The following is an 18,719-nucleotide window of genomic DNA, read 5'->3' on the forward strand; positions in this document are numbered from 1 at the left end:
GCGGATGTCTGCGAGCCCGGCGGACGGGGTTGTTGACGCTGAATGCCGAGTTCATGGACTGATGAACCTGCACATCGCAGGTGGCTCGGTTCTGGCCACCTCCAGCCAGGCGAATCCCACCTTGACGATCTTGGCCCTTGGGCTCCGTCTCGCCGACAGGCTTCGCCGGTGATGATCACACCGGCAGCTGCTGAGTGACTGTCGCCAAATGCGCGCCTGAAAGTCGGGTACCGGGCGGGATCTGGGTCAAGCGGATCCGGGGCCGAGAACCCTTTGTCCGACCTGGCTCGCCAATTCAATGCAACCGGGTCACATTCGGGACGCGGCTTGCCCGTGTCGGGGGCCCGTGAGCACTTATTGCGGCGGGGTCTCTTAGTTCCATGCGAATGTGGGCAAGCTCGCAAGCCGATCCAAGTGCAGTCGGACCTTGCAGAGGGCGGAGAGGATGTATCTCAGCTGGAGGACGCCCGCATTCTCGATATCTCGCGCAGTAGCTTCTTTCGGAATTTTAGAAAGACCGAGCCAACCCCAGCCTCGACTTACCCCTGCAAGGTGGATTCTCGGCCGGACGCCGTTCGACGGCAACTATTTGCCCGACCGTGCGGCCGTTTCAATCGAGTGCCAGCCTTTCGCAGATTCGCCCAGGAGTCTAGCAAGGCATCGTTGCAGCTGATAGATGACTGCTCGGCCATGCTCAGCGAGCATCCAAGCCGCGTTTCGGCAATCAAGGTCTTGTAACTATCAATGGGCGCCGAAACAAGGTGTCCATCTTTGCCCATGGCTATGCAACAGTACCGTTCACGTCATTTCCGATCGCCGCGGTTCTTTAAAATCGCCGGTAGCCATCGACAAAGAGCTTGAACAGCACCGCGCCAGCGGCCTTTTCTGCCGCGTCTTCCACCCGATCAGAAAACCGGCGATTCCTACCGCCTGGTTTGACAGCGACTGTTCAAACAAGACGAGTTCCCGACCAGTGACCCGCCCGCTGTCCGGGTGTGCTGGAGTGGTCGCTTGGCCTCTCCACAGCCCTTCGCGCAAGCCGGTGGCCGTCAGCGTGCAGCTGGCGAGAGCGCATCGCTGGGGTATCCGCCTGTTGGTAGGCGAGACATACAGGTGACCTTGTCGATCATTCCGAGCACCGTTTGGGGGGCACTGTGGTGAGCCATGTGCCCGGCATTCGGGACTATTTCAATCAGTGATCCTGAGATCTCGGCATGCAAGCGTTCCGCGTTGCGCCGAGCGTCGAACAGCCTGTCCCGCGCTCCAGCGACAATACCGGTCGGCACGCCGATGTCTCGATAGCTGGGTTTCGTCAACAGCGCCGCGCCGAGCATCAGGGCTGTCTCCACGCAGACGGAGCGCAACTGAGACGGTCGGGTAGCAACCTCCCTTGTGCTCACCGAAAAAGCATCGGAGACCGGCCCGGGCCAGAATATTGTTCGCATGGCCGATGGCCAGCCGAATCTTACTCCGAGCGGCAGCAAGGTGTGACAGAATGCCGTGCCGATCAGCGGTACGGCAGGTAGTGCTGCAAGAGCGAGATCCAGCCTCGGTGGCGGGTAGTAATAACCCGAGACGAGGACCAGGCCGGCTGCCGAGGGAGCATGCCTGCGGGCCATCTCCAGCGCGATCCAAGCGCCCCAGGAATGTCCGAGCACGAGGTATCTGTGAATGCCGAGGCTGGCGGCGGCCTCATGGAAGAGATCGGCTTGCTCACGCGCCGACCAGCGCTTTCCAGCCGGTCGCGAGCTTCCGCCGAAGCCGGGTCGGTCGAAAGCGACGACCCGGTGCTTGGCACTCGCCAGATCGAGCATGCCGCTGACCGCAAAATCCTCCGCCACTGAGCCATTGCCATGCAACAGGAGCAAGGGAAGCCCGCTGCCTTTCTCGATGACGCGCAGATCCACCCCATCGATCCTAACAGTGCGTCCAAAAGATCCGGGAACCCTAGCCTTCCTGGCGCGCGCGTGATTGTATGCCGCCAGCGACAGGCCGGTAGCCGCAAATACCGTGGCGAGCTTTATTGGGTTTGATAACATGCTCAGCTCCGGCGCTGGGACGACATGGTGGCACCACGGTTCGGTTGTGCGGCGCCGACTGCATCGACCAGATTAACAGCGCCCCTGCCGATCACCCTCAACGTCTCGCCCTTCACCACGATCGCCGTATCCTCATAAAGGCCGATGCACAGAAAGCATGGGTTCCGACGACCCGGCTGTTTTGCCTCGGCAGTAGGCCTCGTCAACTCTCGCGTGCTGGTGATCAGCTTCCGATAGCGGAGGTTCTCCCTTCGAGGTTCACGGCGAGCGCGTTGCGCGGCCTTCCAACTCAGCGCCGATCCGGCCGTCTGTCGCGCTCGGCCAGCCGGATTCATCTGATTTTCGGCAGCCGGTCCCATTGATGGAAAGGAGGCGGAGAGGTCAATTCCCATTCCAATGTGGTGGCCCCTGGCCCCCACGGGTTCGTGCCGGCGGCCCTTCGCCGGTGGAAAGCCTCCACGATGCCGGCGATAAAAATCAAGACACTCGCGGCCGACAAATACGATCCAAAGGAGGAGACCATGTTCCAACCGGCAAAAGCGTCGGGATAGTCGATATAGCGACGCGGCATGCCAGCCATCCCGAGAAAGTGGTGGGGGAAGAAGACGAGGTTCACACCGACGAAGGTCGTCCAGAAATGGATTCCAGCCAGGAGCGGGTTGTACAGATATCCCGTCATCTTCGGAAACCAGTAATACCAGCCCGCGAAGATGCCGAAGATGGCCCCCAGCGAAAGAATGTAGTGGAAGTGTGCGACGACATAGTAGGTGTCGTGCAATTGACGGTCGAGGCTGGCATTTGCAAGTTGAACGCCGGTCACCCCGCCGACAGTGAACAGGAATATGAAGCCGAGCGCCCACAGCATCGGGGTGCGCAGGCTGACCGAACCACCCCACATGGTTGCAATCCAGGAGAACACTTTTATCCCGGTCGGCACCGCGATTACCATCGTGGCGAAGGTGAAGTAGCGCTGCGTGTCCAGCCCTATTCCGCTGGTGTACATATGGTGTGCCCAAACAACGAAACCGATCGCCCCGATCGCGACGATCGCGTAGACCATGCCCAGATAGCCGAAGATCGGCTTTCGCGAAAATGTCGAGATCACCTGGCTGACCATGCCGAAGGCCGGCAAGATCATGATGTAGACTTCAGGATGGCCAAAGAACCAGAAGAGATGCTGGTACAGGATAGGGTCGCCGCCGCCGTCCGGCGCGAAGAATGTGGTGCCAAAATTCCGATCCGTCAGGAGCATGGTGATGGCGCCGGCCAGGACAGGCAGGGCCAGCAGCAAAAGGAAGCCGGTGATGAGGATCGACCACACGAACAGAGGCATTTTATGCAACGTCATCCCCGGCGCGCGCATATTGAAGATCGTGGTGATGAAATTGATGGCGCCTAGTATAGAAGAGGCTCCCGCGATGTGCAGAGAAAGAATGACCAGATCGACGGCAGGACCGGGATGGCCGGAGGTCGACAGGGGCGGGTAGAGGAACCAGCCGGTCCCGGGACCGTAGCCGCCGGGGACGCTGGGCATGAAGATTGACAACAAAAGCAGCATCAATGCCGGCGGCAGCAGCCAGAACGAGATGTTGTTCATGCGTGGGAAGGCCATGTCCGGGGCGCCGATCATGACCGGAACCATCCAGTTCGCGAACCCACCGATCAGTGCGGGCATGACGGTGAAGAAGATCATGATCAGCGCGTGCGCCGTGGTGAATACGTTATAAAGTTGCTTGCCGGCATCTATGGCCGCGTCGCCCTGGTAGCCATAGATCATCGATGCCAACCCAGGGAAAACCTGGATCCCGGGTTGCTGCAGTTCAATTCGCATGCCCACCGACAAGAGCATGCCGACGACCCCCGCGATGAAGGCGAAGATCAGGTAAAGGGTGCCGATATCCTTGTGGTTTGTCGAAAAAAGCCAGCGGGTGATGCCACTCGGCTTGTGGTCGTCGCGGCTGCTCGGAGCCGCCGCCGAATATTCACTCATGAGCGTTCTCCGCCTCAGCCATCCCTCAACAGGGCATCCGAACCGTGATGTCAGTTGATTGTTCCCTCCCCAGAACGCCCGACGCGAGGGAACATACGGCAGAAGCTGAGGTTCGGGTCGGGCGCGGCGTGACCCTGCGCGGTTGAAGGATCAACGTCCATGCTGGCAATCATTGCTGCGACATTGGTTCTGACGACAGTGGTCGGCGGGCTGATTACCGCCTTCTGGATCGAGGGCCGTCTTGGTCTCCACGACCCGACGTCGGACAGGGCAATGCACCTGGAGCTGCTAATCAGACTTGGCTCTCCTGTTTCGGCGGAGTCGTCCTGATATGGACACCATCACCGCGAAACTCGACCCGAGAACGCGAGTCGGCTGGCTTCTGCTCGGCTTCGCGCTGGGCGGCTTCTTCGACGGCATCGTCCTGCATCAGATTCTGCAATGGCATCATCTTCTCTCGGGTCTCACCGACCCTGCGGGTGACGACCTGCGCTTTCAGATCATGGCCGACGGCCTCTTCCACCTGTTCATGTACGTGTTGGCCGTTGCCGGCACGGTGCTGCTGGTGGCGGCGAGGGCATCAGGCGGGCGGGCGGGAACGACGACCGAGATTCTTCGGCTCGCCTTCACCGGGTTCGGCGTCTGGCATCTGGTGGACGCCATTGTGTTCCATTGGCTGCTCGGCCTGCATCGGATCAAGATGAACAGCGACATGCCGCTCGCCTGGGACATTGCGTGGCTGGTCATCTTCGGAATCGTGCCGCTGCTGTTGGTGCTGGTGCTGCCTAACCGCGGTGGACCGGCACGCGGTGCCTCGGCGGCTCTGACCAGCATCGTCCTGCTTGCAGGACTGGCTGCGGGCGTCGGCCCACTCTTCAACGGTGCCGCCACTTCCGTCATCGTCTTTCGAGCTGGGATGGAACCCGCCGCAATGATGCGGGCGATTCAAGCCGCCGACGCCGACCTCAGGGGGGCTGACACCAGCGGCACCATCTTGGCGGTCGATAGGGTCTCATGGCGCGGGTTGATGATCCTGCACGCGCGCGGCGCCCTGGTCGTCAGCACGACGCCTGTCATTGCCGGATGCCTCGCTTGGACCGATGCCGCCCGGAGGGACAACAGCCCAAACGCGCGAAAAGACATTGCTGCCGCGCTTTGAGTTCGGAATCGGACAGGGGGCATGAAGCTCGCCATCGAGAGCAGCCAGCCGGAGCACCGCGGATCCTTGTCTTGCGCGAACGCTTTTCCGGTCTGGAGGGTGGGCAAGTCCCACTTTTGGCTTGTTTGATTCAAGCTCTGGATGCAACGATTTGTGCGACTGACGCCCAATGGACCAAGATGTCCGCATTGCCTGGGCAAGGCAATGGACCAAGGTCGAAGCGGCGGCGATAAACCGCCGCTTTATCGAGGCCGTGCTGTGGATCGTGCGCACGGCAAGCCCATGGCGTGACCTTCCAGGCTTTTTTCGGAGTTGGAACACCGTCTTCAAGAGATGCCGCGATTGGGCCAAAGCCGACGCTTCCGTTGGTGTCGCAGGGTAGCCCGAACTCGATTTACGCGGGTGGTTCCCAGCTTTTATCCGGTGCCGGCCAGATGGATCCGGATGGTACCAGCGAAGTTGCGTCCCTATATGACAAGTGAACACAGGCTCCTCGAAACCGGAGCTGTTGGGCCCCTCCCCTTCCAGAGCCAGATTGTCATGACGTCACCTGCGACCGCTGAACAACCCAAAGCGATTCAGATTGGGCTTCCCGCCCTCAGCAACAGCTATGCGCAACTGCCGGAGCGCTTCTTCGCGCAGACAGATCCGAAGCCGGTGTCCGAACCCCGACTGATCCGGTTTAACAGGCCCCTTGCCAAGGAACTCGGGCTCGATGCCGACCAGCTTACCAGCCCGGACGGAGTGGAAATGCTCGCCGGCAACAGATTTCCGGCAGGCTTGCAAGCCATAGCCCTGGCCTATGCAGGTCACCAGTTCGGAAACTTCGTGCCTCAGCTCGGCGACGGGCGCGCTCTGCTGCTTGGCGAAGTGGTGGACGTCAACGGCATTCGCCGTGACATCCAGCTGAAGGGATCGGGACCGACGCGGTTCTCGCGCAACGGCGACGGCCGCGCAGCCCTCGGCCCCGTCCTGCGCGAGTACGTCGTCGGCGAAGCAATGGCCGCGCTGGGCATTCCGACGACGCGAGGCCTGGCGGCTGTGCTCACCGGGGACCCGGTCTATCGCGAGGTCCGGCTGCCCGGCGCAGTCCTTACAAGAGTGGCGACCAGCCATATCCGGATAGGCACCTTCCAATATTTCGCTGCGCGCCGCGACACCGCGGGGCTCAAGATCCTCGCCGACTATGCCATTCAGCGCCACTTCCCACTGCTGGCGCGGCAAGCGCGGCGTTACCGTGCTTTGCTGGAGGCCGTTGTCGCTGCACAGGCCGATCTGGTGGCGCGCTGGATGCTGGTCGGCTTCATCCATGGCGTCATGAACACCGACAACATGGCGATCTCGGGCGAAACGATCGACTATGGCCCGTGCGCTTTCATGGACGCCTATGACCCGAGCGCGGTGTTTAGTTCGATCGACCGCGTCGGCCGCTATGCCTATGCCAACCAGCCTCATGTCGCGACATGGAACCTTGCACGGTTTGCCGAGACGCTGCTGCCGCTCATGAGCACGGACGAGAATGAAGCCGTCTCTGAAGCTGAAGAGGTGCTTGTGTCTTTCCAGTCCTCCTATGAGACTGTGTTGCAGCGCGGCTTCCGCAGAAAACTCGGATTGCGGACCGAGGCGGAAGGCGACTTGCAACTCGCTGCCGATTTTCTGGATGTGCTGGCTGTCGGCGAAGCGGACTTCACGCTCGGCTTCCGGCGTCTGGGCGATGACCTCGACGCTGCGGACGGCCAAGGCACGGCGCGGCAGTTGTTTCAGGATCCAGGCGCATTCGATGTCTGGTCGGCGCGGTGGCGCGAGCGCATCGCAAGCGAAGCAGCCGACACGGCCACGCGCCGGGCCGGCATGCATGCCGCCAATCCCAAATTCATCCCTCGCAACCATCGCATCGAGGCGATGATCAAGGCGGCGCTGGGTGGCGACTTCGAACCTTTCGAGGAGATTCTCAGGGTCATCAGCCGGCCCTTCGACGAGCAGCCGGGGATGGAGCGCTACGCGGACCCGCCCCGACCGGATGAGCGGGTTCTGCAGACCTTCTGCGGGACATGAGAGATCGTTGCGCGAGGAAGCAGGATCTGACCAGGCATGCGACCGCCTCTAAATCTCGCTGCGAGCACGATGTTCCTTCGGCCGGCGCACTGCTCGGGCCGAGGTGCAAACATACACCGGGTGTATTCCTAACTGCGTTTCAGTTCGTGCGGAACCGATATCTCGCCCTCAGCAGCTGTACTCGGAGGCGAAATTCGGGCGGACCGGGCAGTGACTTCATGCTCTGCGCAATGAGAGGCACGAACGGCGCTCCGAGGCAAATCTGGCCGTCGTCGAAGATCTCGCCTCGTTCCGCCTTTCGGGCGCGCTATTCCTCAAAGCCAGCTAGTTTCTGCCAGTCGAAAACAACGCCCACGCCGGGCTCGTCGGGTGCTAGCGCAACACCATTCTGAAGCCTAAGCGGCTGAGTGGTATAATGGTCTATATCGAAGCTGTGCGCCTCCACCCAGCCGCCATTTGTCTGGCCTGCGACGAGGCTGACATGAAGTTCCTGCATTCCATGGCTGCACACGGGAATGCCGGCGTTGCGTGAAAGCGCTGCCACGCGCAGCCAGCCCGTGACCCCGCCGCAGTTGGACGCGTCGGGTTGGATGTAGGCGAGCTTGGACCAGGCGAAGGCATGCTCGAACTCCTCGATGACATGCAGGTTTTCTCCCATTGCCAGCGGCATGCCCGTTGCCTTGGCAATGCTGGCGTAGCCTTCATAGTCGTCGGGTATGATGGGCTCCTCGAACCACAGCAGATCGTACGGCGCAAATGCTGTGGCCGCTTCGATCGCCCGCGGGACGTTCAGCGCGTAGTTGGCGTCAACCATAAAGGTAGCGTCGGGCCCGATGCGCCCGCGGACTGCCTTCACCCGGGCCACATCCTCCGCAAGATCGTCCTTGCCGACTTTGATCTTAACCGCCGTGAAGCCGGCCTTCAAATAGGAATCGGTGCTGGCCAGGAGCTGATCAAGGGTAAAATTCAGGTCGATGCCGCCGCGATAGGCCTTGGCGGTCTTCCCTGTGGCGCCAGCCATCTGCCACAGCGGCAGGCCACTGCGCCGGCCCTTGAGATCCCATAGCGCGATGTCGATTGCCGATATCGCGAAGGATGCGATACCGCCTCGCCCGACATAGTGGATGTGCCAGAGCATGCCGTCGTAGAGCGTCTCGATCCCGGTCGCGTCGCGTCCCCGGACGAAAGGCGCGAGGTCGTGCTCGATCATTGCCTTGATGGCATGGCCGCCCTTGCCGCCGGTGTAAGTGTAGCCGGTGCCCTCGCTGCCATCGGCAAGCCTAAGCGTGACAGTCACCAACTCGAAATGCGTGTGCGCGCCGTGCTTGGCATCGGTCATCACCTCACGCAGCGGGACCCGGAACAGCCGGGTCTCGACATCCCTGATTTCGGTGCGGCTCATGCGGCATCTCGTCCAGATTTTTTCATCGGACCATAATTGCACCAACTTCCCGGGCTCGCAACGGTCTGCCTGGAATTTCAGTGCCATTGGGAACTTTTGGTCCTACGAGGGTATCGGCACGCTTGTACTTTGGTCCGAATTGCTTTCTAATATGATCGCTGATTGGGAGGAAGAAGGCTTGCTGCATACGGGAGAGCCTGAGATGCCCGCAGTGATCGTTGCCGCCCGCGCGGCCGACGCGATGGTGGCTGGGATCGAGGCCGACATCACATCCGGAAGGCTTGGCGATGGCAGCTACCTGCCGGCCGAGCGCGAATTGATGATCGAGTATGGCGTGGGCCGGGGCGTTGTGCGTGAGGCGATTGCACGTCTGGCCAGCCGCGGTCTGGTGGAAGCGCGTCCACGCTTCCGGCCAGTTGCACGCAGGCCCGGCCTGGATGCTGCGCTCGGCGCCCTCAATGGCATTGTCGGCCATCTGCTGAGCGACCAAGCAGGCGTGAAGAACCTTTACGACATGCGCGTCTTCCTCGAGGCCTCCTTGGCGCGCAATGCGGCCATGCATGCCCGCAAGGAAGACATCGCAGCGCTGAGGGCCGCACTGGCGATGAACGAGGCGGCTATTCCGGACTCGCAGAAATTCTACGCAACCGACGTGGCTTTCCACGCAGCGCTTTATGATATCGCCCGGAACCCGGTGCTACCTGTGGTGCACAAGGCATTCACCGCTTGGCTGTCGCCGCAGTGGATGCGCATGCCCCGATCGCCCGAGCGCAACCGCGTGAATTTCCTAAGCCATCGGGAAATCTGCACGGCCATCATCGAGCGAGATCCCGACGGCGCCGAGCGGGCGCTCCTCAATCACCTTTCGGCGGCCTGGGAGTATGTGCGCGGTACTTTCGAAAGCCGTGAGGCGCCTGAGGCATGACGCAGTCCTACGACCATATCGTAGTGGGCGGCGGCGCGGCCGGATGCGTTGCGGCGGCAAGGCTGGTGAAAGCAGGAAGGCGAACCCTGCTAATGGAGGCCGGCCATTCCCATCATCACCCTCTGCTCGACATGCCGCCCGGCATCTTCAAGATGATCAACGGCTCGAAATTCATGCGCTATCACCGCACCGAGCCGCAAGCCCACCTCGACGGCCGCATTCACGAAATCTCGCAAGGCAACGTGTTGGGTGGCGGCACCTCGGTCAACGCCCAGGTCTATATGCGAGGCCGCTCGGCCGATTACGACGAGTGGGACGAGATGATGCGCGGCAACAATGCCGGCGTACGCTGGAACTGGCAGGCAGTGCTGCCGCACTTCACCGGCATGGAGGGAAACAATCGACTCGCCGGCGAACTGCATGGCAGCGAAGGTCCGCTGCTGGTCTCGGATCCCGGCCACATCGATGATGTTTCGCGTTGGTTCGTCCAGGCGGTCCAAGGGCTGGGACTGCCGTACAACCATGATTTTAACGGGCCGTCGCAGCGCGGCGTCGGCTTTTACCAGTTCATGAACCGGCGCGGAAAGCGCAGCAGCGCCGCCTACGCTTTCATCGAGCCGCTGACGAATGATCCCAAGCTGACGGTGAAGCTCAATTGCACTGTCAGCCGGCTCCTGATCGAGAACGGGCGGGTCACCGGCGTCGTCTACTCCGACGCATCGGGCGCCGAGCATATCGCCTATGCGGATGCCGACGTCATTGTCTCGTCGGGTGCCCTCATCTCGCCGAAACTGCTCATGCTGTCCGGCATCGGCCCGGCCGACGCGCTCGCCAGGTATGGCATTGCCTGCGTCGCCGACCTTCCCGGGGTCGGCGAGAATCTGATCGACCATCCGGAGGTCCCGATCATTGCCACGGCGAACGGCCCTTACGGCTATTTCAGGCAAGGCCAAGGCTGGCGGATGATAAGGAATGGCCTGCATTTCAAACTCTTCGGCACCGGCACGATCCTCTCGGCAGGGGTCGAGGCCGGCGCCTTCGTCAACCCAGCTGATCCCGACGGCGAACCGACGATCCAGGCCTTCTGCGTTCCGCACGTCTATCTGGATCGCGATATTCTGACGTTGGTCGAGAACACCTATGGGCTTACCGTCACGACGGTGGTTGTGAAGCCGAAGTCGCGCGGTTTCGTGAGGCTGCGTTCGGCGAATCCGAAGGACATGCCGGTCGTTTCGCCCAATCTGCTTAAGCATCCAGACGACATGCGGGAGATGATCTCCGGCCAGCGTTATTTCCTGCAGGCATTCCAGACAAGGCCGCTCGCCGATCGGGTAAAGGCCATTGCCGTGCCAAGTCGGGATGATCTCAGCGACGAGGCGCTAGCAAGACATTGCAAGCGCTTCGTCAAGACCAACTACCATCCGGCCGGCACTTGCCGGATGGGCTCCGACAGCGACCGGATGGCGGTGCTGGACGCCGCGATGCGCGTGCGCGGAGTGGACAATCTGCGGGTTGCCGACATGTCGGCCTGCCCGAACATCAATGCCGGCAACACGGCTGCGCCGGCGATGATGCTGGGCGACCGCTGCGCCGATTTCATCCTGGAGGCGGCATAGAGCCTGATCCAGTTTGCCAATGTGGCATGCAGAGGCCGTCAGGGCCGAAATCGTGAGGAAGTCCACAGTCGCAGAAAGCGACAATCAAGGAGGAAAGAGCATGATTATTACCCGTCGAAAATTACTGGTTGGCTCGGCCGCCGGCGCGGTCGCGCTGACGCTCGGCTCACGCGCCTTCGCGGCGCTGCCGCCGCTCGCCAAGAAGGACAAGTACAAGGTCGGTTTCGCCCAGACGGAAAGCAACAATCCGTGGCGCCTTGCCGAGACCAAGAGCATGCAGGACGAGGCCGCCAAGCTCGGCCATCAGTTGGTCTACACGGATGCGGCCGGTTCGTCGGCCAAGCAGGCCTCCGACGTGAACTCGATGATCGCGCAGGGCGTCGACGCCATCTTCCTGCCCCCACGTGAGGACAAGCCCCTGGTGCCGGTCATCCTGGCGGCGCGCGATGCCGGCATACCAGTGTTCCTGGTCGACCGCGACGTCGACCACACGATGGCCAAGCCGGGCGAGGATTACGTCTGCTTCATCGGTTCGGATTTCATCGAGGAGGCGACCCGTATCGGCGAGTGGCTGGTCAAGAATGCCAACGGCAAGTCGAAGATCATCGAACTGGAGGGCACGACCGGCGCCTCGGCGGCCACAGACCGCAAGAAAGGCTTCGACGATTTCATCGCCAAGCATTCGGAGTTCACCATCCTGGCGTCCCAGTCCGGCGACTTCGCTCGCGACAAGGGCCGGCAGGTCGCAGAGACGCTGCTTCAGGCGCATCCTGACGCGGACATCATCTACGCGCATAATGACGAGATGGCGCTGGGTGCAATTGCCGCCTTGGAAGCCGCCGGCAAGACCCCGGGCAAGGATGTGCTGATCTTGTCCATCGACGGCGAGAAGGAAGGCGTTCAGGCGATCATCGACGGCAAGATCGGCGCGATCTGCGCCTGCAGCCCGCTGTTCGGGCCGAAGGCATTCGCCACGATGGCCGACTATGCGGCCGGCAAGAAGATCCCGCCGTTCATAAAGAACGAGGATGCCTTCTTCGACGCCACGAACGCGAAGAAAGACTTCGATATTGCGTTCTGATATCCACTCTGTTTCCAGCTGCCCTGCCCGCTTCGGCGGGTAGGGTTTCGGAGTTTGCCGATGACCGCCCAACCGGACCAAGCCGCGCTGCTCCTGGACATGCATGACATCCAGAAGCGTTTTGGGGGCATCCCTGCCTTGGTCGGTGCCTCGCTCCAGGTTCTTGCGGGTGAGGTCCACGCACTCATCGGCCAGAACGGTGCGGGCAAATCGACGCTTATCAAGGTGCTCACCGGCTACTACCGCCGCGATGGGGGCCAGATGCTGTTCGAGGAGAAGCCGTTCGAGGTCGGGTCTCCGCATCAGGCGCAGGTCAGCGGCATCAGCACCATCTACCAGGAAATCAATCTCGTGCCGCTCCGCTCTGTGACCGAGAACATCTGCCTCGGACACGAGAAGCGCCGCCGAGGCCTGCTCGACTGGAGCGCGATGCATGCTGAAGCCGAACGGCTGCTCAGCCGATTCTCGATCAGCATTGATGTGCGCCGCCCGCTCGGCGATTTCAACACCGCCACGCAGCAGATGGTAGCAATCGCCCGCGCCATCGGCTTTTCCGCCCGCCTCGTGATCATGGATGAGCCGACCTCCTCGCTCGACGAACGTGAAGTCTCGGTTCTATTCAGCGTCATCCGGCAGCTCAAGGCCGAGGGCGTCTCCGTTCTATTCGTCAGCCACAAGCTCGACGAGCTCTACGAGGTCTGCGACCGGGTCACGATCATGCGCGACGGCCGCACAGTGCGCAACGCCGCTATGAGCGACATCGGCAAGCTGGAACTGGTCTCGGCCATGCTCGGCCGCGATGTCGCAGCGAATGATGGGCATGCGACCGCATTCGGCGAGCGCGATCGCTCCGGGATTGGCGAGGTGCTGTTTAACGCGCAAGGGCTGTCCGCCGGCCAGGCGGTCCGCGATGTGAGCTTCGACGTGCGCCGCGGCGAGATCGCCGGCTTCGCCGGCCTGCTCGGCGCCGGCCGCACCGAAACAGCCCGGCTTGTATTCGGCGCCGACCGGCTGAAGGCCGGCGAGATGACGATGGAAGGCGCATCCTACCATCCCGCGCGAGCCGCCGACGCAATCGCCGCCGGAATGGGCTTCTGCACAGAGGACCGCAAAGCCGAGGGCATCGTGCCGGAGATGACGGTCGCCGAAAACATAACGCTGGCACTGCTGCCAAAGATCAGCCGCAGCGGCATCCTGAACGAGGCCCGGCAACGGGAGATCGTCGAGCGCTTCATTCGCGAACTCGGCATCAAATGCTCTGGCCCCAACCAGAAGGTCCGGGAACTCTCCGGCGGCAACCAGCAAAAGGTGCTGCTTGCCCGATGGCTGGCGATGAACCCGAAGCTGCTTATCCTCGACGAGCCGACACGCGGCATCGATGTCGGGGCAAAGGGCGAGATCCAGCGCCTTGTCCGCAAGCTTGCCGATGGCGGGCTCGGCGTGCTGATGATCTCCTCGGAACTCGAGGAAGTGATGGAAGGGGCCGACCGCATATTCGTTCTGCGCGAGGGAGTGAGCGTCGCCGAACTGGAAGGTCAGGCAGCCAACGAGGAGGAGTTGCTCGCGGCGATGGCGCATGGCGGTTCGGTGGAGGAGGCGGCGTGAGCGATCTGGCCAGACCATCCCATGACGCCGGAACCCTCGGCTTCAATCTGTTCGGCTTCCTGGCGCGCTACGGCACGGTGATCGCGCTGGTGCTGCTGATTGCCTTCAATCTTGCTTATACGCGCAATTTTGCGACGCTGCAGACCCTCAACGTCAACCTGACCCAGGTCTGCACGATCGTGATCGTCGCGGTCGGGATGACGCTGGTGATCGCCACGGGCGGCATCGACCTGTCGGTTGGGTCACTGATGGCGATCTCCGGCGCGCTGGCACCGATGATCTTCATGGGCACGATCTTCCCCGTCGGGAACATCTATTTGGCGGTGACCCTCGCGATGATCACGTCGATCCTCGTTGCCGGCCTGTTCGGACTGTTCAATGGCTGGCTGGTCTCCCGCTTCCGCATCCAGCCGATTGTCGCAACGCTCGTGCTGTTCATCGCCGGGCGCGGGATCGCGCAGGTCATGACCAACGGCAATCTGCAGACCTTCCGCGTGCCTCAATTCCAATGGATCGGGCTTGCCCGCCCCCTCGGCATCCCGGCGCAGGTGATCATTATGGCCGTGCTGGTCGCGGCGGCGGCTTGGGCTCTTCACCGCACGGTGTTCGGGCGAAGCATCCTGGCGGTCGGCGGCAATGAAAAGGCCTCCGAACTCGCCGGCATTGCAGTATCGAAGATCAAGCTCGCGGTTTACGCGATCAGCGGCCTATGCGCGGGGCTGGCCGGCCTCGTTGTCATCGCGATCAACTCCTCCAGTGACGCAAATCTTGTCGGGCTGGGGATGGAACTCGACGCCATCGCCGCCGTTGCGGTGGGAGGCACGCTGCTCAGCGGCGGCAAGGCGACGATCATTGGTACCCTGCTCGGCGCCCTGACCATCCAGTTGGTGCGCTACACCCTGCTCGCCAACGGCGTGCCCGACGCCGCTGCGCTCGTGGTCAAGGCCGGCATAATCGCATTCGCCGTTTGGCTGCAGCAGCAACACAAGGCGTAATCCATGAACAGCGCCCGACTGGTCCGCATCATCGGCACCTACGGTGTCGTTGTCGCGCTTGCAGCCTTGGTCCTGTTTGGATTTCTGCGCTACGACCGGTTCCTGGGCTTCTTCAACGTGATGAGTGTTCTGCGCTATAACTCAATGTTCGCGCTCGTGGCTCTTGGCATGTGCTTCGTCATTATGACGGGCGGCATCGACCTGTCGGTCGGCTCCGTCGCCGCCTTGGGCAGCGTCGCTTCCGCCCTGGCGAGCCCGCACGGCATCGCGGCCGGCCTTGCTGCGGGCGTGGGCGCCGGCCTGGCGGCCGGACTGATCAACGCGCTCCTCGTTACGCGCGGAAACCTGATGCCCTTCATCGCCACGCTTGCAACCATGCTTGCCGCAAGCGGTTCGGCGCTGCTTCTTGCCGGCAACCAGACGGTTTCGGTGTCCTACGATTCAGGTTTCACCGCCATCGGCCAAGGCAATTTCTGGGTCTTCCCGATTCCTGCCGTCATCGCCCTGGTTACTTATGTGATCGGATCGGTCGTCCTGAACTACACCAGCACGGGACGGACTGTGCTGGCCATCGGTGGCGGCGAGGATGCGTCGCGTCTGATGGGACTGCGCACAGACCGCGTCAAATTTCTCGTCTATGTCGCAAGCGGGTGCCTGGCCGGGCTCGCCGGCGTCGTTCTCGCTTCGCAGTTCGGCGCTGGCCAGCCAATCGAGGGCGTCGGCTGGGAGCTGTTTGCCATCGCTGCCGTGGTCGTGGGCGGGACGCTGCTTACCGGCGGCTCGGGCTCGGTATTGACTACGCTGGCCGGGGTGCTGCTCCTCGGCATCCTTTTCAACATCCTGAACTTTGAAAACGGGATGGGTTGGATTTCCCTCTCGGCCTACTGGCAGTCAGTGATCCGAGGGCTGTTTTTGCTCGTCGTCGTTCTTCTCCAGGCACGGCTGACGACAAGGCGCGAAACCGCCTAAGTACCCTGGTTGACCCGCCCAGGCCCGATGAGTCGTCCTGCAGACCCCCGTTGCACCTGGCTCCGGCACCTTTTTGGAGCCGGATCCGACAGCTGACTGTAGTGCAGTCACATGGCCGTCCCGGAGACGGTCATTTCCCGGCGACTGCCACGAACACGGACTGCCACTGCCTTTCCATTCGAAACAGGATGGGCTTGCTCTGCCGGCGAGACTTCGCCCGCTCCTCGGACGATGTCCGAAGGCTGAAGCGCTTCGCCATTTGCTGTCCGCAAGCAGCCCCGGCGGCTGAACGCCGGGACAAGCTGCGTGGCACGTTCGACAATTGCCGAATCCGGTTCGCGCTGAAAAAGTCTTCCTTCTCGCGTCAGCCTCAACGGAAAGCCAAGCCGATGCACCGGGGCGCCGTTCGCACGTTTCGAACATAGCGTTCAAGGAGTTCTTAAAATGATGTCCCGCCCTTTCTCCACCCAGTTCACATGTATGTAGGGGTGGGATTTCCGCACGAGGTCGGTCCGTTCTCAAGGCCTGTTGCCTGATTTAGAAGCGCCGTCGAGATTGTCGCACGGGCCGCGGCATTCTCTCGCCGGACATGGCGGCCGCGCGTCTGCGGAAGATTGGCTCGGGGTCTGAAAGCTTAACTGTTCAAGCAACAGCTTTGGCGACAACCCGACGCTCATCGACATACCGGCATCGACAAACAACAGCGCTATTTTCTAGCGATGGATCTGGCAAAGCCTCAAGCCACGGAGCCGTCCAGCCGACTTTTCCCTCGCGCCTGCCGCGCCCGTACTTTTTGTCATCCAGAGAGGAACAACGGTAGCTCGGCCGCGTTCGGCCGCCAGTCGAGTGCATCGACGGAGACCAACATGCAACGAACAGGAGTACCTGACATGCCGAGCAGAAACGGGTCCCCGTATCCGAGACGAAGCGACTTCGCCAATGATGAACCCATTCGGCCGGAGGATGCCGCCGTATTGGACAGCCCCGCGGCTCATGAGGACAGGCATGGGGCGGACCCCGGTTTTGTGGGAGCCGACGATGTCGACCGGCCGATCGACGCGATGCCCCGCAGCGAAATTACCGGTCGTCATGATGAAGGGGCAGGCGCCAATGAGACTATCGACGGCTTAAGCGAAACCGAGGAGCTGACCCGCAGCTACGCCGAGGACATACCGGCCGGTGACAATGAAGAGGACGAGGAAAACATCCCTGTTTTCGAAAGAGGACGAAGCAGCACCGAACTGTGAGCGGCGCGACCTCTTTGTGGCTCTAATCGCTGAGCCATCTTTTCTGGCTATGAGCGGGACGCGGCCGGAATATACCGCCGACGGCGGCTCGCGCTCCGGCAAGCGATACTGCAGCAAAAGTTCAGATGCAGATCGCGATTTCTTCGCCGTTGCGTCTGGGGTGTGTCTTTCCTGCAGTCCTCAGGCAGAGCCGCGTTCGGGCAGCTCGGTCTCTTTCGCGACCTCTTTTCCTTGTTTTCGGCGGGAGCGTTTCGCTTCATCAGAATTATTCTCGTCGTCTGTCCGCTCGAGTTCCTGATCGATTGTCTCGCGCGGCCCCTCTACCGGATCCTGTTGCGGAGATGTGTTCGGGCCGGCTTCGATCCTGTCTTCGCCGGGAACGGCGCGGTCGGGGGACTTTGACATTTTCCAGTTTCCCTTTCGTCTGTCATCTGGCTAGACATTTTGCGGCGAATTGACTTTCGGGCGCCTACCTGCCGAACCGAATCGTCGACGCTTTGTTCCGGAAAGGACCCGCAGGTCGTTTTGGCCTGCCCGTCGCATCAGAGCGATGCCCTGCCGGTCTGGAACATTCGCGACGATGGAAATTCGGCCGAAGACCTACGCAGATCGGCCCTCTTATCCCCCCACCTCACCCTCGGAACTTGGCCAGCAGTGCCGACCGACATTGAAAACCGCTATACATCAGGATGTTTTCCTTTTTGAGGCGCCCCAATTGGGTTATTGCGTGTTCTAGGCCCCGGCAGGATCCGAACGGCCTCTCGGCGGCTCGAATCCCGCAAAGCTGAAGACCCTTCGCTCGCACTGCGTTCTGCCGGGCTACGCGTCGGCGGCGGCTGGCCAAGGGGCGCCGGTCAATGGGCAGAATGCACGGTTCGTGAAACGCGTTATGGGAGGTGAAGAAGATCATGCCGCGGCCGGCTGCTACGCACGATCGGTGATTGCCTCTATCTCCGGCTACCGGAGCGCTCTTCGGCTTCATCATCGATCCCGATCGGGGCTTTCCCGAGCATCTTTGTGCCTCGTCCTTCGTGAGGCCGCACTTGCGCGCGAAGTAGAGCGCCGCGATCGCCTTTTCGCGGTCCGCCGTGGATTCCGTTTGCTGTCCTGGCTTTTTGCCCATCGTTCTCTGTCACCTCCGAGGCCACCGAACCATCACAGTGCCTCGTTGTTCCCTTCTCATCGGATTTGCTGAACTGCCGGAATGCGAATTCCTGTCGCCCACAACGGCATTGCGCCAGTTTCCTCCTGCGGTAGGAACCAGTGATTGTTGCTTCCCCTGCCAAGGAGACATCGAACATGGACGTTTTACACGGCAGACCAGTTCGAAACTCAAGATCTGCTGCTTTCGCGCTATGCGTTTGATTGACCAACGATGGGTTTGGGGTCGAAAACGAGATGGATCCCAGGCGCAGCCTTAGAGCCCCACAGAACTATCACCCTCTTCCTTGTCGGGGTTTTGGCCAAATAGCGAAGATCGGGCTAGGTAGAAGACGGCTGATCGAGGTTGACTCGCGCGACGGCGTAGGCGTCAAGCGAGATGAATTGGTCATCCAGCGGTCTTGCGGAAATTTCCATGAAGTTGGGATCGGTTGCCGCCTGCTCGAACTGCTCGGCGCCGAGAAGAGCAATACGG

General features: G+C 61.6%; 15 protein-coding genes and 1 pseudogene. 12 read left to right on the plus strand and 4 right to left on the minus strand.

The features are described from left to right. Positions 1 to 4: 4 nt before the first annotated feature. Positions 5 to 172 (plus strand): GMC oxidoreductase, encoded by a 168-nt coding sequence (locus EOA13_RS39140; protein ID WP_281040886.1) that lies wholly within the window; start codon positions 5 to 7, stop codon positions 170 to 172. Positions 173 to 1,049: 877 nt separating this feature from the next. On the opposite strand, the gene EOA13_RS34055 is transcribed toward EOA13_RS39140, so the two are convergent. Both EOA13_RS34055 and ctaD read right to left on the minus strand, forming a co-directional pair. Further along, entirely contained in the window at positions 1,050 to 1,907 is an 858-nt protein-coding gene (locus EOA13_RS34055; protein ID WP_245490561.1) for an alpha/beta hydrolase, read from the minus strand. Positions 1,908 to 2,370: 463 nt separating this feature from the next. Continuing rightward, on the minus strand, positions 2,371 to 4,029 hold the full coding sequence (gene ctaD / locus EOA13_RS34060; RefSeq protein WP_127297620.1) for a cytochrome c oxidase subunit I: 1,659 nt from the start codon (positions 4,027 to 4,029) through the stop codon (positions 2,371 to 2,373). A 159-nt stretch (positions 4,030 to 4,188) separates the two neighbouring features. Between ctaD and EOA13_RS34065 the strand changes: the two genes are divergently transcribed. From EOA13_RS34065 to EOA13_RS34080, 4 genes and pseudogenes are all read left to right on the plus strand, one after another. Beyond that, on the plus strand, positions 4,189 to 4,359 hold the full coding sequence (locus EOA13_RS34065) for a hypothetical protein (protein ID WP_127297621.1): 171 nt from the start codon (positions 4,189 to 4,191) through the stop codon (positions 4,357 to 4,359). 1 nt (position 4,360) lies between these two features. Continuing rightward, positions 4,361 to 5,188, plus strand: coding sequence for a DUF2243 domain-containing protein (locus EOA13_RS34070; protein ID WP_127297622.1), 828 nt, complete (start codon positions 4,361 to 4,363; stop codon positions 5,186 to 5,188). Between the two features lie 179 nt (positions 5,189 to 5,367). Continuing rightward, a pseudogene (locus EOA13_RS34075) lies at positions 5,368 to 5,543 on the plus strand (transposase); the annotation flags it as partial. Positions 5,544 to 5,728: 185 nt separating this feature from the next. Beyond that, positions 5,729 to 7,243 carry a protein adenylyltransferase SelO gene (locus tag EOA13_RS34080; RefSeq protein WP_245490562.1) on the plus strand — a complete coding sequence of 505 codons (1,515 nt, stop codon included), beginning with the start codon at positions 5,729 to 5,731 and terminating at the stop codon, positions 7,241 to 7,243. 307 nt (positions 7,244 to 7,550) lie between these two features. Here the strand turns inward: EOA13_RS34080 and EOA13_RS34085 are convergent, their stop codons facing one another. Beyond that, positions 7,551 to 8,645: a mandelate racemase/muconate lactonizing enzyme family protein gene (locus tag EOA13_RS34085; RefSeq protein ID WP_127297623.1), complete on the minus strand. Its 1,095-nt coding sequence runs from the start codon at positions 8,643 to 8,645 to the stop codon at positions 7,551 to 7,553. Here EOA13_RS34085 and EOA13_RS34090 point away from each other — a divergent pair. The 7 genes from EOA13_RS34090 (at position 8,644) to EOA13_RS34120 (ending at position 17,083) form a co-directional block, all read left to right on the plus strand. Then, positions 8,644 to 9,570, plus strand: a complete 927-nt coding sequence (locus EOA13_RS34090; protein WP_245490563.1) for an FCD domain-containing protein — start codon at positions 8,644 to 8,646, stop codon at positions 9,568 to 9,570. The two genes, EOA13_RS34085 and EOA13_RS34090, sit on opposite strands and share 2 nt — an antisense overlap. Continuing rightward, positions 9,567 to 11,186: a GMC family oxidoreductase gene (locus EOA13_RS34095; RefSeq protein ID WP_127297624.1), complete on the plus strand. Its 1,620-nt coding sequence runs from the start codon at positions 9,567 to 9,569 to the stop codon at positions 11,184 to 11,186. The genes EOA13_RS34090 and EOA13_RS34095 overlap by 4 nt, the downstream gene beginning before the upstream one ends. Before the next feature lie 100 nt (positions 11,187 to 11,286). Then, a complete protein-coding gene (locus tag EOA13_RS34100; protein WP_127297625.1) occupies positions 11,287 to 12,267 on the plus strand; it encodes an ABC transporter substrate-binding protein in 981 nt (326 codons plus the stop codon). A 60-nt stretch (positions 12,268 to 12,327) separates the two neighbouring features. Then, positions 12,328 to 13,872 carry a sugar ABC transporter ATP-binding protein gene (locus EOA13_RS34105; RefSeq protein ID WP_127297626.1) on the plus strand — a complete coding sequence of 515 codons (1,545 nt, stop codon included), beginning with the start codon at positions 12,328 to 12,330 and terminating at the stop codon, positions 13,870 to 13,872. Positions 13,873 to 13,877: 5 nt separating this feature from the next. Then, on the plus strand, positions 13,878 to 14,867 hold the full coding sequence (locus tag EOA13_RS34110) for an ABC transporter permease (protein WP_245490565.1): 990 nt from the start codon (positions 13,878 to 13,880) through the stop codon (positions 14,865 to 14,867). Positions 14,868 to 14,870: 3 nt separating this feature from the next. After that, on the plus strand, positions 14,871 to 15,836 hold the full coding sequence (locus tag EOA13_RS34115) for an ABC transporter permease (protein ID WP_127297628.1): 966 nt from the start codon (positions 14,871 to 14,873) through the stop codon (positions 15,834 to 15,836). Between the two features lie 890 nt (positions 15,837 to 16,726). Then, positions 16,727 to 17,083, plus strand: coding sequence for a hypothetical protein (locus EOA13_RS34120; protein WP_127297629.1), 357 nt, complete (start codon positions 16,727 to 16,729; stop codon positions 17,081 to 17,083). A gap of 180 nt (positions 17,084 to 17,263) precedes the next feature. Here EOA13_RS34120 and EOA13_RS34125 read toward each other — a convergent pair whose 3' ends face one another. Then, the gene (locus tag EOA13_RS34125) at positions 17,264 to 17,488 is read right to left on the minus strand and encodes a hypothetical protein (RefSeq protein ID WP_127297630.1); all 225 of its coding nucleotides are present in this window, start codon (positions 17,486 to 17,488) and stop codon (positions 17,264 to 17,266) included. Positions 17,489 to 18,719 lie beyond the last annotated feature (1,231 nt).

Origin of the sequence: Mesorhizobium sp. M7A.F.Ca.US.011.01.1.1, assembly GCF_003998295.1 — a bacterium.
GTDB lineage: Bacteria > Pseudomonadota > Alphaproteobacteria > Rhizobiales > Rhizobiaceae > Mesorhizobium.

Excerpts from the sequence above, each read along its gene's own strand:
- ctaD (WP_127297620.1), bottom strand. The coding sequence starts at position 4,029 with ATGAGTGAATATTCGGCGGCGGCTCCGAGCAGCCGCGACGACCACAAG.
- EOA13_RS34125 (WP_127297630.1), bottom strand. The coding sequence starts at position 17,488 with ATGTCAAAGTCCCCCGACCGCGCCGTTCCCGGCGAAGACAGGATCGAA.
- EOA13_RS34100 (WP_127297625.1), top strand. The coding sequence starts at position 11,287 with ATGATTATTACCCGTCGAAAATTACTGGTTGGCTCGGCCGCCGGCGCG.
- EOA13_RS34090 (WP_245490563.1), top strand. The coding sequence starts at position 8,644 with ATGCGGCATCTCGTCCAGATTTTTTCATCGGACCATAATTGCACCAAC.
- EOA13_RS34080 (WP_245490562.1), top strand. The coding sequence starts at position 5,729 with ATGACGTCACCTGCGACCGCTGAACAACCCAAAGCGATTCAGATTGGG.
- EOA13_RS39140 (WP_281040886.1), top strand. The coding sequence starts at position 5 with ATGTCTGCGAGCCCGGCGGACGGGGTTGTTGACGCTGAATGCCGAGTT.
- EOA13_RS34065 (WP_127297621.1), top strand. The coding sequence starts at position 4,189 with ATGCTGGCAATCATTGCTGCGACATTGGTTCTGACGACAGTGGTCGGC.
- EOA13_RS34120 (WP_127297629.1), top strand. The coding sequence starts at position 16,727 with ATGCCGAGCAGAAACGGGTCCCCGTATCCGAGACGAAGCGACTTCGCC.
- EOA13_RS34070 (WP_127297622.1), top strand. The coding sequence starts at position 4,361 with ATGGACACCATCACCGCGAAACTCGACCCGAGAACGCGAGTCGGCTGG.
- EOA13_RS34105 (WP_127297626.1), top strand. The coding sequence starts at position 12,328 with ATGACCGCCCAACCGGACCAAGCCGCGCTGCTCCTGGACATGCATGAC.
- EOA13_RS34085 (WP_127297623.1), bottom strand. The coding sequence starts at position 8,645 with ATGAGCCGCACCGAAATCAGGGATGTCGAGACCCGGCTGTTCCGGGTC.
- EOA13_RS34095 (WP_127297624.1), top strand. The coding sequence starts at position 9,567 with ATGACGCAGTCCTACGACCATATCGTAGTGGGCGGCGGCGCGGCCGGA.
- EOA13_RS34115 (WP_127297628.1), top strand. The coding sequence starts at position 14,871 with ATGAACAGCGCCCGACTGGTCCGCATCATCGGCACCTACGGTGTCGTT.